The organism is Mesorhizobium sp. M0011, assembly GCF_040324155.1.
GTDB lineage: Bacteria > Pseudomonadota > Alphaproteobacteria > Rhizobiales > Rhizobiaceae > Mesorhizobium.
This window is the reverse complement of sequence record NZ_JAMYVQ010000003.1, coordinates 136,225-148,929: the sequence shown is the minus strand read 5'-3', so window position 1 is coordinate 148,929 and position 12,705 is coordinate 136,225. Positions and strand designations below refer to the sequence as shown.

Here is a 12,705-nt window from a genome sequence, read left to right as displayed (position 1 = left end):
CGAGGCTAGCACCCGGCGATACGCAAACGACGGCCGGACAGCATGCAAGCCGCCTGTCCGGCCGGAACTCCAACTGCTACGCAGGTATCAGGACGGCGATACGATGCACGCCGACCTCTTTGCTTGTATTCGTCGCCTCGTCGGTCTTGCCTTTGGCGCAGGTGTACATGTCACCCGTCTTGAGCTTGAATTCCTTGTCTGCCTTCTTGATGGTGAACGCGCCTGAAGTGATCGTGCAGACCATGTCATTGTCCATCATCATCGCGGGAGCGTGCGCTCCGGGCTGAAACACGACATCGACGATCGCGATGCTCTTGTAAGCGGCAATGTCGGAGTCGCCGGTGCCGACCTCCACCACCCTGACACCGGGCGCAATCTCCTTGCCATCCTTCGGGCCGTATTTCTTGGCCTTCGCCGACGCCGTCAGGGCAAAAAAAGGCGTCACCGCGGCGGCCGTCATACCGAGGGCAATTGCAGACCTGCGATTCATGGTGTTCATCGCGTCCTCCCATTGGTCGGTCACGCACGAAGGTGCATGGCCAAGGTATATTAGCACAAACGCATTTGTATGCGAAATGGCGCAAAAGCAGGAACGTCATGGCGAGCCAGGTTCGGGCAGGGCAGTCCGACGTATCGGCAGACATGGCGATTACCTCTCAATCCGTCGCGTAGACAGTGGGCGCCTTGCCGTCCTTGGTAAAGGCGTAGACGATGAAAGGGCCAGCCTTCTCGCCACCCATGCCGGGGGCACCGGTCGGCATGCCGGCCAGCGTGATGCCGGTGAGGGCGGGCCGCTCCGTCAGCAGTTTCTTGACGATATCGACCGGCACCAGGCCATCGACGACATAGCCGTCGACCGTCAGCGTATGGCAGCCTTCGAGGTCCGCCGGCACACCGGCATCACTGCTGATCTGGGACAGGTTGTTGACGGGCTTGATGTCGACCTTGAAACCGTTGTGTTCCAGATAGTTGGCATAGGATTCGCAGCAGCTGCATTGCGGGTTCTTGTACATGACCGCGTTGATCGTCGCCGCGACAGCCGGCAGCGGCATTGCAATCGCGACTGCGAAAGCGGCGAGAGTGTAAGTCGGTTTCATTGCAGTTCTCCTTATTGTCTTGACGTTGTTGACGAGAAAATCAGGTCACTCGAAACACCGTCATGAGGCCGGCCATCTGGTGGTCGGCGACATGGCAGTGCAGCATCCAATCGCCGGGATTGTCGGCGACGAAGGCGCATTCGATCGTGTCCCTGGGAGCCAGCAGCACCGTGTCCTGCCATTGCCGGTGCGGTACCGGCGAACCGTTGCGCGCAAGCACCAGCATGCTGAAGCCATGGACATGCATCGGATGCCACCAGGCGGTTTCATTTCGCATGGTGAGATGACAGGTTGCACCGCGCGATAAGGTGAATTGCGGCGCCATGCCGGCATGGCCGTCACCGGTCATCGACATGCCGTTGATCGCCCAGGCAGCGCCACCCTTCATGCCGGGTGTCGCCATGCCCATCATGCCGCCGACGCCGGCGAGCTTGCCGCCACCCATCATGCCGCCTTGCAGGACGATCTCCTGGCGCTCGGCGCTTGCGAGATCGGGTTGCTGCAACGGGTTGCGCGGCAGGCCAAGCGGCGTGTCGAGAGGATGGATCCGAATCGGCGATGCGCTGTCATAGGCAAGCGTGGTCAGCGTATAGGCGAGACCGTCGTAGAAATCATCGATCACCGCGTAACGCTTGCCTGGATCGCCCTGCATGTCGATCACGACGTCGATGCGCATGGCGGGTGCCAGAAAAAGGCGGCCGTCCTCCGGTTCATGCGGATCACAGGGCTGGCCGTCGATCGCCACGACGACCGGGTGGTGGCCTTCGAAGCGCAGCGCCATGATGCGGGCGAGCGAGGCATTGGCCAGCCGCAGCCTGACGCGTTCACCCGCCTTTACGCTCTGATCGGCCGGCGCCGTGCCGTTGATGGTGACGACGTTGCCGACGCGGCCGGACATCGCCGCATCCATCGCGCTGCCGAAGCCGGGCGCCATCTGCCCGTCATCGGCAAGCCGCCAGTCCTGCAGCAACCACAACAGGTCGCGGTCGACGGCAACGGGTTCGGTCTCCTCGACAATGAGGGCGCCGGCGAGCCCGCGGCCGAGTTGCACAAGGCTGTTGGCATGCGGATGATACCAGAAGGTGCCGGCGTCGCGCGGCGTGAATTCATAGACGAAATCTGTCCCCGCCTTGATCGGCGGCTGCGTCAGACCGGGCACTCCGTCCATGGTGTTTTGCAGGCGGATGCCATGCCAATGGACCGTGGTTTCCTCGTCCAATGCGTTCTCGACCGTGATGCGAGCGGGTCGGCCCTGGCGCAGGCGCAGCATCGGGCCGGGGATCGTCCCGTCATACGCCCAGACAGGAGTGAGCGGACCGCCAGGGCCGGTGAAGCTGGCGTGGCCTGGCGCGATCCTGATGCGGCGCTCATCGACGGTGGATGCTCTTGGCGTTGCGGCGCGCACCAGGGTGGCCGCAGCAACGCCCGCCGCCGTAAGGACGAACCTGCGGCGTGAAATGGAATGACTGGAATTGATACTCACTCTCAAGCCCTTTGCGATCTCGATCGACGGCGAGCCTCTCGACGTAAATTGCCGTGTGCCTGCCGGCGCGAAGCGCCAGCGGCAATCAAACGCCGGAAATCAGCCACGGGATGGCTGAAACGGCGTCAGACGAGATCGGTGGATTTGGGAGGGAATGGGTCGGGCACGGAACTTCGCCCGTGAAGGAACGGCATCGGTAGCGCCGATGGTTGTTGCACCGCTGGAACCATGGTGATGGCGAGGCTTTGAGGGAGTACCGCGAGCACTGGTGCGATGCAGGTCGGCGGACAATGCATCGGCTTATCGCTGTCGGCGGCGCCCTTGAGGCACGCGCTGCAATCGCCATTCATGGCTGTGTCGGCCATCCTGGCCATGCCGGTGCCGGCAGGCATGCCGCTGCCAGTCGTCATCATCATCTTCGCCGACATGACGCTCGCCTGAGCGGCAGACAGGCTGAACCCGGCGGTCAGGAATACCGCGAGCAGCATGACAAGGACATGTTTTGGCGACCGGCGTGCCATCATGCATCTAGGCTGGCCTCAAAAGGAGGCATTTGCAAGCTGGATTCCGATGCTGCGACAATCCCGGCATCGCATCGCGCCTGCCGCCAAAACCTGCTGCTGCGGACCTTCGGACTGCTGTTGAGCCGCTCAAAAACCCTGGCCGTGCCGCCAGCACGCGATCCGGTGGCCGGCTGCGACCTCTGTGGCTGATGGTTCCGCCTTTCGGCAATCGGGCAGGACCAGGGGGCAGCGGTCGGCGAAGGAGCATCCCGTGTTTGGGATGCCAACGGCCTCGATCTCGATGGGAGCGGATGTCTTTGGCTCGGCCTCATTGGAGGATGCGGCCAGAAGCAGCTCGGTATAGGGGTGGTTGGGGCCGCGAAAAATCTGGTCGGATGAGCCGGTCTCGACCAGGCGGCCGCGATAGAGCACGCCGATCCTGTCGGCCATGTAGCGCACCACCCTGAGGTCGTGGCTGATGAACAGATAGGTCGTGTCCTTGTCGCGCTGCAGGTCGTTGAGCAGGTTGAGAACGGTCGCCTGGACCGAGACGTCGAGCGCGGAGGTGGGTTCGTCGAGCACGACGACCTTCGGCACGCCGGCGAAGGCGCGTGCGATGGCAGCCCGCTGCCGCTGGCCGCCGGACAGCGAGCGCGACTTCTGCTCGGCCGTGGCGCCGGCGAGGCGAACCGAGGCCAGCAGGTCGCTGACGCGGGCTCTCACCTCGCTGCGGCGCAGGCCGGCGAGGCGGCGCAGCGGGCGGCCGAGGATGCGGCCTATCCGCTGGCGCGGGTTGAGCGTGCGATCCGGCGACTGGAAGACCATCTGCACGTCGCGGCGTTCGGCAAGGTTTCTCTTCTCGACGCGCGGCGCGACCGTCCTGCCGAACAGCTCGATCGATCCGGCATCGGGCGTTTGCAGGCCGGTGACGATCCTGGCCAGGGTCGACTTGCCGGAACCGGACTCGCCGATCAGCCCGAAAGTTTCGCCTTGGCCGATGTCGAGATCGACATGGTGCAGCACCTGCTGGCTGCCGAAGGCGTGGCTGATGCCTTTGCAGGCGATCGCGATCCGGCGTTCTTTTGGCAGGCCGGCGTCTTCGCCTTGGGCTGTCGGGTGCGCTGGCACGCCGTCCGTCTCCGCCAGTCTTCCGTCCGGCTTGGTGTAGTTGAGCGCCGGGATCGAGGCGATGAGCGCCTTTGTGTAGGCATGAGAGGGGTTGTCGAAGACATCGCCGGCGACGCCGCTTTCGACCACCGTGCCCGACTGCATCACCGCCACCCGGTCGCAGGAGCGGCGGATCATATGGATGTCGTGGCTGATCAGCAGGATGCTGGTTTTGTGATCCCTGCGCAGGTCGTGGAGGATGGCGATGATCTCGGACTGAACGCTGGCGTCGAGCGCGGTCGTGGGCTCGTCCAGCACCAGCAGCGACGGATCCAGCGCAATGGCGATGGCGATGTTGGCGCGCTGCTGCATGCCGCCAGACAGTTCGTGCGGATAGAGCCCCAGCACACGCTCCGGATGGCTGACACGGACACGGCCCAGCAGTTCGGCGGCGCGGTCGCGCGCCTCGTCGAGGCGCACCGGACGGTGCCGCATGATCGTCTCGGTGATCTGGCGGCCAACCGTCATGCTTGGATTGAGCGCCGCGCCGGGATGCTGGTAGACGGCGGCGATGTGATTTCCCCTGAGCTGACGCAGCTGCTCGGCGGAGAGGTCGCGGATTTCCCGACCCTGGAATTCAAGCGCTGACGCGGCAAGGCGGGCGTTCTTCGGCAGATATCGCAATATGGCGAGCGCCACCGAGCTTTTGCCCGATCCGGACTCGCCGACCAGGCCGAGCGCTTCGCCTTCGCCGATGTGCAGCGACACGCCGCTGACAGCGGGATGCGATCCCTTGCGCCCGTCATAGGCGACGGACAGCTGGTCTACGTTCAGAACCGAGGAGGACATGGGGACTTGAAACCACTTTCTTCCAGCGCCGCCATCAAGGGCAATCGCTTCCGCTTTCGCAATGCATTATCTCTATAAAATTACTCGGATTAAGCCGGAGCGCAATCTACCTTTCTCGCATCAGCAGAGATTGTCGCCGTCTGCCGAGGCAGCGCGACGGTCTCCGGAGCAGATCTGGAAGGAGGCCCGGCATGGCTCGAGACCACATGATCCTCAGCGCATTCTTCTTCAACCCGCAGGGCGATCATCGAATGTCGTGGCGCCATCCGCGGGCGCCGGGCCGCGAGGTGCTGGACTTCGAGTTCTACCGTGATCTCGTGCAGGCGGCCGAACGCGCCAGGATCGACACCATCTTTGTCGCCGACCACGTGTCGATCTGGGATTCGGTCAAGAGCGGCGTCGCCCACTATGCCAATGCCCGCCTCGAACCGCTGACGCTGCTGTCGGCGCTGGCTGGCGTGACCAAGCATATTGGCCTGATCACCACGGCGTCGAGCTCCTACAGCGAGCCCTACAATGTGGCGCGCATGTTTGCCTCGCTCGACCATATCAGCAAGGGCAGGGCGTCGTGGAACGTCGTCACCTCGGCAATGGACGAGGAGGCGCGCAATTTTGGCCGCGACGGCAACATCGAACATGCGTTCCGCTATGAGCGCGCGGCCGAATTCCTCGATATCGTCAAGGCGCTGTGGGACAGCTGGGAAGACGAGGCGCTGCTCATCGACAAGGCGTTGGGCTATTTCGCCGACCCCGACAAGGTCCACGCAATCGATCACAAGGGCAAGCATTTCAAGGTGCGCGGGCCGCTCAACGTCTCACGGCCACCGCAGGGCCATCCGCTGATCGTCCAGGCCGGATCGTCCGAGGACGGCAAGAACTTCGCCACCGCCCAGGCCGATGCGCATTTCGCCATCTACAGCACCAAGGAAGACGGCATAAAATACCGGCAGGATATCAACGAGCGCCTCGCCCGCCACGGCAGGCGGCCGGAGAGCTTTAAGATCCTGCCCGGCATCTTGCCGATCGTCGCCGCCTCCGAAGCGGAAGGGCGGGAGAAGCAGGAGTATCTGCAGACCTTGCTGCCCGACCAGGTCGGCATCGACCTTCTGTCGAGCTGGAGCGGGCTGGACCTGTCGCTGTTCCCGCCGGACGGGCCGCTGCCGCCGCTGCCGGACGAAAGCACGTTCAATGGCGGGCGCACATCGCTCAACCGGGTCAAGCAGTGGGCGAAGCAGAATCTCAGCCTGCGCGAGATCGCGCGCAAGCTCGCCAACAGCGGTTCGGTGCCGACCGTCGCCGGCACGCCGGTACAGATCGCCGACCAGTTGCAGGACTGGTTCGTTTCGGGTGCCGCCGATGGCTTCAACCTGATGTTCCCGCTGCTGCCCGAGGACTGGGTGAATTTCGCCGAACAGGTGGTTCCGGAGCTGCAGCGGCGCGGCGTATTCCCCCTCGAATACGCGCCGGGAACGTTGCGCGACCGCTTCGGCCTGGCGCGACCAGCCAATCGCTTCGCCGAACAGCGCGACAATGCGCGCGCGGTGTCCTGACGGCAGGCCGGGAGAACGATCATGACCGTTGCACCAAGATTGCAGCCCCGCGAAGCCACCGCGCCGCAGCTCGTCAATGTCCTGCACAGCCCCAAGCGCGTGCGCGTCAAATTCGGCGGCCGCACCATCGCCGACAGCCGCAACGTGCAGGTGTTGCGCTCCAACCATTTCCTGCCGATCTATTTCTTCCCGCCGTCAGCGGTCGACCCGTCGGTGCTGAGACCCTCATTGCATCGCGAACCGCACCCGGTCGGTGGCGAAACCGCCTATTGGGATATCGACAGCGGTGACAGGCGCAGCGCCAACGCGGCCTGGGCGTTCGTGTCGCCACCGGATGAAAACCTGGCGCCTCTGGCCGGCCGCATCGCCTTCACCTGGAAAGCCGTCGACCAATGGTTCGAGGAGGAAGAGGAAGTCTTCGTCCACGCCCGCGATCCCTATGCACGCATTGATGTGCTGCAGAGCTCCAGCCATGTGCAAATCTGGTTCGACGGCGAGCCAATCGCCGACAGCCACCGTCCGGTTCTGCTGTTCGAGACGCATCTGCCGACGCGTTTCTATCTGCCGGCGGAAGACATCCGGCTGGAGCGGCTGACGGCGTCCGTCACAACGACGCGATGTCCTTACAAGGGCATCGCCTCCTACTGGTCCGGCCTGCTGAGCGACGGAACGGTGCGCCCGGACATCGCCTGGAGCTACCGGGATCCGATAGAGGAAATGCCGAAGATCAAAGGGCTCATCGACTTCTATCCGCAGGCCGTAGACCGCATCCATCTCGACGGCGAACCCGTCGCATAGCATTTCAATCTTCATTTCAGAGCAGGGGTTTAACATGACCAAACGCAGAGATATCGACGCAGTTCGCAACCTGTCGGGGGACATCTGGAATGTCGCCGTCGACGAATATCAGGGCGGCTTTCTCAAGCGCCGCGATCTCCTGAAATACGCCGCACTGCTCGGCCTGACCGGCTTTGCCGCCTCGCAGGGGCTTGGAGGCGCACGCGCCGCGACTGCTGCCGGCGGCACGGTTCGCGTCGGGCTCGGCCAGCCGACCAAGGCGATCGATCCGGTTTCGGTGACCGATCCGGCCAGCATCGGGGTGATCAGCCAGGTCGGCGAGTATCTGATCCTCGACGATCCGAAGGATGGTCTGCAGCCGAAGCTCGCTCTGTCCTGGGAGGCAAACGAGACGGCCAGTCGCTGGACCTTCAAATTGCGGCCAGGGGTGAAATTCCACGATCGTCGCGCGGTCACCGCTAGGGATGTTGTGGCGAGCTTCGAGCGGCTGGTCGATCCGGCCAGCGGCTCGTCGGCCCTGTCGGCCTACAAGGGCATCCTGTCTAAGGGCGGCGCCAAGCTGGTCGACGACGAAACCGTCGCCTTCGATCTCGACGGCCCAAACAGCAACTTCCCCTTCTATGTCTCCTCAGACGTCTACAATGCCGTGATCCTGCCGGCCGACTATGCCGGCGATTTCGAGAAGAATTTCAACGGCACGGGTCCGTTCAAGCTGGAATCCTTCCGTCCCAAGCAAGGCGCCAGCTTCGTGCGCAATGAGGACTACTGGGGCGACAAGGCGCTGCCCGACCGGGTCGAGATCAAGTTTTTCGACGACGAGCAGGCGCAGGTGCTGGCGCTGCAGGCCGGCCAGCTCGACGTCATCCCGAGCACGACCCGCCTGGAACTGGCGATCGAGGGCAATCCCAATTTCAAGCTGCTGAGCGTGCAGGCAAGCTCGCATGACCAGGTGCATCTGCGCACCGACCAGGCGCCGTTCACCGACAAGCGTGTCCGCCGCGCGCTGGCGCTCACGCTCGATCGCGAGGCGATCGTCAAGGGCCTGCTGAAGGGCCGCGCCATCGTCGGCAACGACACCCCGTTCGCGCCGATCTTCCCATCGGCCGATCCATCGGTGCCGCAGCGCAAGCAAGACATTGCCGAGGCCAAGCGCCTGCTTGGCGAGGCGGGCGTGCCCAACGGCGTCGAGGTGACGCTGACCACCGAACGCGCCTATGACATTCCCGACTATGCGGTGATCATCCAGAACTTCGCCAGGAAGGCCGGCATCGACATCAAGCTCAATGTCCTGCCGCAGGACGCCTATTACGGCTCGGCGACCTTCGGCAGCTCGCCATGGCTGGATTCGGTGCTCGGCATCACCGACTACGGCCATCGCGGCACTCCCGACATCTTCCTCAACGCCACGCTGAAGAGTTCGGGAGCCTGGAACGCGGCGCATTTCAACAACCCGGCCTATGATGCGCTGCTGCTCGATTACTCGAAGGCGCGTGATCTGCAGGCACAGCGCCTCGTTGCCGGCAAGATCCAGACCTTGCTGCTCGACGAAACGCCGGCGATCATCAGCTACTTCTCGCAATACAGCCAAGTCGTCAGCTCCAAGGTCGAGGGCGTGCGCTTCACGGCGATCTCGCATCTGCTGCTCGACCGCGTTTCCTTCGTCCAGGCATGATCGAGACATGCTGACGGGCCGCACTTTGTCAACGCGTGTGGGCACACTTGTCCTCACGCTGTGGCTGGTCAGCATCCTGGTGTTCTTCGCCGGGCAGGTCCTGCCCGGCGATGTCGGCCGCGTGATGCTCGGTCCGTTTGCCGACGCGCAGGCGGTGGCGGAACTGAACAAGCGGCTCGGCGCCGACCAGCCGATTCTCGTCCAGTACTGGCTATGGTTCAGCAAGGCCGTGACCGGTGACTTCGGCACCTCGTTGTCTATGCGCGGGCCGGTGGCGCCGTTCGTGCTCGAAAGCCTCAAGCGCTCTGCTGCCCTTGCCGGCATTATTCTGATTTTTCTCGTGCCGCTTGGTGTAGGGGCCGGCGTCATCGCGGGTCTCAATGCCGGCCGCCTGATCGACCGGCTGATCGTGATGGCGGGCGTTTCCTTCGGCATCGTGCCTGATTTCGTTTCCGGGCTGATGCTCCTTATCCTCTTCGGCCTGTGGCTGAACTGGTTCCCGATCTCCGGCGTTGCGCCCGATGGCGCGGGCTTCTGGACGCATGGCTATTATCTGATCCTGCCGGCGCTGCCGCTGGTGCTGAACCTTGCCGGCTACATCGCCCGGATGACGCGGGCAGGGGTGATCGAGGCAATGGCCGCCGACTATACGCGCACCGCCGTCCTGAAAGGGCTGGAGCGGCGCGAGATCATCTTTCGGCACGTGCTGCGCAACGCGCTGACGCCGACCATCGCGGTGCTGGCGACGCAGACCGGCTACATGCTTGGCGGGCTGGTGGTGATCGAGGCGCTGTTCGGCATCCAGGGGCTTGGCAATCTGGTTCTGAATGCGGCCAAGGCACGCGATTTCCCGATGCTCGAGGCCGGCGTGCTGGTGATGGCGGCAATCTTCGTGCTGTCGGCGGCGGCCGGCGACCTCGTGCTGGCGCTGCTCGATCCGCGGCAACGCCGCCGGACCTCGCCATGACGGATCTGGCGGAGTTTCCCGCACCACGGCGCGCGGTGGCCGGCTTTCCGGCAGTGCGCAGGATCCGCAGTGTTTTCTCCGGACTGGCCCCGTCGGTCGTGGTCGGATCGCTGCTGCTTCTGTTCTGGGTCGTTTGCGCACTGTTCGGCAACCTCTTCGTTCCCTACGATCCCTATGCCGAGGATTTTCTGGCGATGCTGACGCCGCCCGATGCGCTGCACTGGTTCGGCACCGATCATCTCGGCCGCGACGTGCTGTCCCGCATAGTCGTCGGATCGCGCGATATCCTGCTGGTTGCGCCGCTGGCGACGCTGGCCGGCGTTGCCGCCGGCAGCATCATCGGTCTGGTGCTCGGCTATTTCGACGGCCTGGTCGATGCCATCGGCGCGCGGCTGCTCGATACGCTGATGGCGTTTCCGTTCATTGTTCTCGTCACCATGACGCTGGTGGCGATCGGCCCGTCGAACCTGACCGTCATCCTGGTGATCGGCATCGCCTACGCGCCGCTGGTGGCTCGCACCGTCCGCGCCGCCGTGCGCGAGCAGAAGGAGCGCGACTATGTCAGCGCTGCGCGGCTTGGCGGCGAGGGCCCGCTCGCCATCATGTTTCTGGAGATACTGCCCAACATCAGGGAAACGATCTTGATCGAGCTGGTCACAAGGCTGGGCTACGCGTTCTTTTCGATCGCGACGCTGAGCTTTCTCGGCCTCGGCATCCAGCCGCCATCGGCCGACTGGGGACTGGCCGTCGCCGACGGCTACGGCTTCCTGACCGGCGGCAAATGGTGGGTCGTCGTCTTCAATTCCGCGGCAATCGTCTCATTGGTCATGGCGACCAACCTTATCGCACAAGGCATCGGCGCCTTCGAAAACAGCGATGCATGAGCCTTGATCGGGTGCGTCGAAAAATCTCTTTGGCATTGAAGCCTGACGCGCATCCTTATATCGCATGGCTATGAAGAAAATCGGTTTCCTGTCGTTCGGGCACTGGACGCCCTCGTCGCAATCGCAAGTGCGCTCGCCATCGGACGCGCTTTTGCAATCCATCGAGCTGGCCGTCGCCGCCGAACAGCTTGGCGCGGATGGGGCGTATTTCCGCGTGCATCATTTCGCCCGCCAGCTCGCGTCGCCATTCCCGCTGCTGGCCGCCGTTGGCGCCAAGACCAGCCGCATCGAGATTGGCACCGCAGTCATCGACATGCGCTATGAGAATCCGCTCTACATGGCGGAAGATGCCGGTGCCGCCGACATCATCGCCGGCGGCCGCCTGCAGCTCGGCATCAGCCGTGGCTCGCCCGAGCAGGTGATCGACGGCTGGCGCCATTTTGGCTACGCGCCACCGGAAGGCAAAAGCGACGCCGACATGGCGCGGCATCATGCCGAGGTCTTCCTCGAGACGCTGCGGGGCGAGGGGTTCGCCCAGCCCAATCCGCGGCCGATGTTCCCCAATCCGCCCGGCCTCTTGCGCCTCGAGCCGCATTCGGAGGGTTTGCGCGAGCGGATCTGGTGGGGTGCGGCTACCAACGCCACGTCGGAATGGGCGGCCAAGCTCGGCATGAACCTGCAGAGCTCGACGCTCAAATTCGACGAGAGCGGCAAGCCGTTCCACATCCAGCAGGCCGAGCAGATCCGCATCTATCGCGAGGCCTGGAAGGCGGCCGGCCACAAGCGCGAGCCGCGCGTCTCGGTCAGCCGCAGCATCTTCGCGCTGGTCGACGATCACGACCGTGCCTATTTCGGCCGCGGCAACGAAAGCCGCGACCAGATCGGCTTCATCGAGGAGAACACCAAGGCGATCTTCGGGCGCAGCTATGCGGCTGAGCCGGATGTGCTGATCAAGGAATTGGCGCAGGACGAGGCGATCGCCGAGGCCGACACGCTGCTGCTCACCGTTCCGAACCAGCTCGGCGTCGACTATAATGCGCATGTCATCGAGGCGATCCTGACCCATGTCGCGCCGGCTCTGGGCTGGCGCTGACGCCGGATCGATCGAAGCGGAGTGCTCCAAGGGAGGTACACCATGCCAAAGAAGGCCTTGATCGCCTGGGGCGGCTGGGAGGGCCATACGCCGGAGCAGAGCGCGAAGATCGTTCGCACCTTGCTTGAGCGAAACGGCTTCGACGTCACGTTGGGCGAGGGCACGGCGATGTTCGCCGATCCGGAGCTGTCGTCATTCGATCTCATCGTGCCCGTCATCACCATGTCGACGATCGAGAAGACCGAACTGCAGAACCTGACGCATGCGGTTCTCGGGGGGAGCGGACTCGGCGGTTTCCACGGGACGATGGGCGACAGTTTCCGCAACGAGCCCGACTATCAGTTCATGACCGGCGGTCAATGGGTCGCGCATCCCGGCAACATCATCGACTATCACGTCGCCATCACCCGGCCGGACGATCCGATCACAAAAGGTATCAGCGATTTCGCCTACCGGTCGGAGCAATATTACATGCATGTCGACCCAAGCAACGAGGTGCTGGCGACCACCACCTTCACCGACGCGCATTTTCCGGGGATAGGCGGCGTCGTCATGCCGGTCGTCTGGAAACGGCGCTATGGGGCGGGGAAGGTTTTCTACAGTTCCCTTGGTCACACGGCGGATGAGTTCGCGGTGCCGGAAATGGCGCTGATGGTGGAGCGGGGTTTGCTTTGGGCGGCGCGGGGGTAGCAGCAGGCACGT

12 protein-coding genes are annotated in these 12,705 nt (G+C 63.8%); 7 read left to right on the top strand and 5 right to left on the bottom strand.

What is annotated here, in order from left to right; genetic code table 11:
- Positions 1-76: 76 nt before the first annotated feature.
- From NKK51_RS04735 to NKK51_RS04715, 5 genes are all read right to left on the bottom strand, one after another.
- Entirely contained in the window at positions 77-523 is a 447-nt protein-coding gene (locus NKK51_RS04735) for a hypothetical protein (RefSeq protein ID WP_352551491.1), read from the bottom strand.
- 133 nt (positions 524-656) lie between these two features.
- The gene (locus tag NKK51_RS04730; protein WP_352551489.1) at positions 657-1,097 is read right to left on the bottom strand and encodes a DUF411 domain-containing protein; all 441 of its coding nucleotides are present in this window, start codon (positions 1,095-1,097) and stop codon (positions 657-659) included.
- A gap of 40 nt (positions 1,098-1,137) precedes the next feature.
- Complete coding sequence (locus NKK51_RS04725; RefSeq protein WP_352551487.1) at positions 1,138-2,580, bottom strand: multicopper oxidase family protein; 1,443 nt, start codon at positions 2,578-2,580, stop codon at positions 1,138-1,140.
- A gap of 125 nt (positions 2,581-2,705) precedes the next feature.
- Positions 2,706-3,068 carry a hypothetical protein gene (locus NKK51_RS04720; protein ID WP_352551486.1) on the bottom strand — a complete coding sequence of 121 codons (363 nt, stop codon included), beginning with the start codon at positions 3,066-3,068 and terminating at the stop codon, positions 2,706-2,708.
- 162 nt (positions 3,069-3,230) lie between these two features.
- Entirely contained in the window at positions 3,231-5,039 is a 1,809-nt protein-coding gene (locus NKK51_RS04715; protein ID WP_352551484.1) for a dipeptide ABC transporter ATP-binding protein, read from the bottom strand.
- A gap of 191 nt (positions 5,040-5,230) precedes the next feature.
- Here NKK51_RS04715 and NKK51_RS04710 point away from each other — a divergent pair, with 191 nt between their 5' ends.
- The 7 genes from NKK51_RS04710 (at position 5,231) to NKK51_RS04680 (ending at position 12,693) form a co-directional block, all read left to right on the top strand.
- The gene (locus NKK51_RS04710; protein WP_352551482.1) at positions 5,231-6,589 is read left to right on the top strand and encodes an LLM class flavin-dependent oxidoreductase; all 1,359 of its coding nucleotides are present in this window, start codon (positions 5,231-5,233) and stop codon (positions 6,587-6,589) included.
- Positions 6,590-6,610: 21 nt separating this feature from the next.
- Entirely contained in the window at positions 6,611-7,387 is a 777-nt protein-coding gene (locus NKK51_RS04705; RefSeq protein WP_352551480.1) for a DUF427 domain-containing protein, read from the top strand.
- A gap of 34 nt (positions 7,388-7,421) precedes the next feature.
- Positions 7,422-9,059: an ABC transporter substrate-binding protein gene (locus NKK51_RS04700; RefSeq protein ID WP_352551478.1), complete on the top strand. Its 1,638-nt coding sequence runs from the start codon at positions 7,422-7,424 to the stop codon at positions 9,057-9,059.
- Positions 9,060-9,066: 7 nt separating this feature from the next.
- A complete protein-coding gene (locus tag NKK51_RS04695) occupies positions 9,067-10,026 on the top strand; it encodes an ABC transporter permease (protein ID WP_023809380.1) in 960 nt (319 codons plus the stop codon).
- Positions 10,023-10,910 carry an ABC transporter permease gene (locus NKK51_RS04690; RefSeq protein WP_023809379.1) on the top strand — a complete coding sequence of 296 codons (888 nt, stop codon included), beginning with the start codon at positions 10,023-10,025 and terminating at the stop codon, positions 10,908-10,910. Before NKK51_RS04695 ends, NKK51_RS04690 begins: the two co-directional genes overlap by 4 nt.
- Positions 10,911-10,980: 70 nt before the next feature.
- Positions 10,981-12,003, top strand: coding sequence for an LLM class flavin-dependent oxidoreductase (locus NKK51_RS04685; protein WP_352551660.1), 1,023 nt, complete (start codon positions 10,981-10,983; stop codon positions 12,001-12,003).
- Positions 12,004-12,045: 42 nt separating this feature from the next.
- On the top strand, positions 12,046-12,693 hold the full coding sequence (locus NKK51_RS04680) for a ThuA domain-containing protein (RefSeq protein ID WP_023809377.1): 648 nt from the start codon (positions 12,046-12,048) through the stop codon (positions 12,691-12,693).
- Positions 12,694-12,705: the final 12 nt, after the last annotated feature.

What these genes read in the sequence shown, in the direction of transcription:
- NKK51_RS04720 (WP_352551486.1), bottom strand. Translation starts at nt 3,068, where the DNA reads ATGCTGCTCGCGGTATTCCTGACCGCCGGGTTCAGCCTGTCTGCCGCT.
- NKK51_RS04730 (WP_352551489.1), bottom strand. Translation starts at nt 1,097, where the DNA reads ATGAAACCGACTTACACTCTCGCCGCTTTCGCAGTCGCGATTGCAATG.
- NKK51_RS04695 (WP_023809380.1), top strand. Translation starts at nt 9,067, where the DNA reads ATGCTGACGGGCCGCACTTTGTCAACGCGTGTGGGCACACTTGTCCTC.
- NKK51_RS04685 (WP_352551660.1), top strand. Translation starts at nt 10,981, where the DNA reads ATGAAGAAAATCGGTTTCCTGTCGTTCGGGCACTGGACGCCCTCGTCG.
- NKK51_RS04705 (WP_352551480.1), top strand. Translation starts at nt 6,611, where the DNA reads ATGACCGTTGCACCAAGATTGCAGCCCCGCGAAGCCACCGCGCCGCAG.
- NKK51_RS04710 (WP_352551482.1), top strand. Translation starts at nt 5,231, where the DNA reads ATGGCTCGAGACCACATGATCCTCAGCGCATTCTTCTTCAACCCGCAG.
- NKK51_RS04700 (WP_352551478.1), top strand. Translation starts at nt 7,422, where the DNA reads ATGACCAAACGCAGAGATATCGACGCAGTTCGCAACCTGTCGGGGGAC.
- NKK51_RS04680 (WP_023809377.1), top strand. Translation starts at nt 12,046, where the DNA reads ATGCCAAAGAAGGCCTTGATCGCCTGGGGCGGCTGGGAGGGCCATACG.
- NKK51_RS04690 (WP_023809379.1), top strand. Translation starts at nt 10,023, where the DNA reads ATGACGGATCTGGCGGAGTTTCCCGCACCACGGCGCGCGGTGGCCGGC.
- NKK51_RS04715 (WP_352551484.1), bottom strand. Translation starts at nt 5,039, where the DNA reads ATGTCCTCCTCGGTTCTGAACGTAGACCAGCTGTCCGTCGCCTATGAC.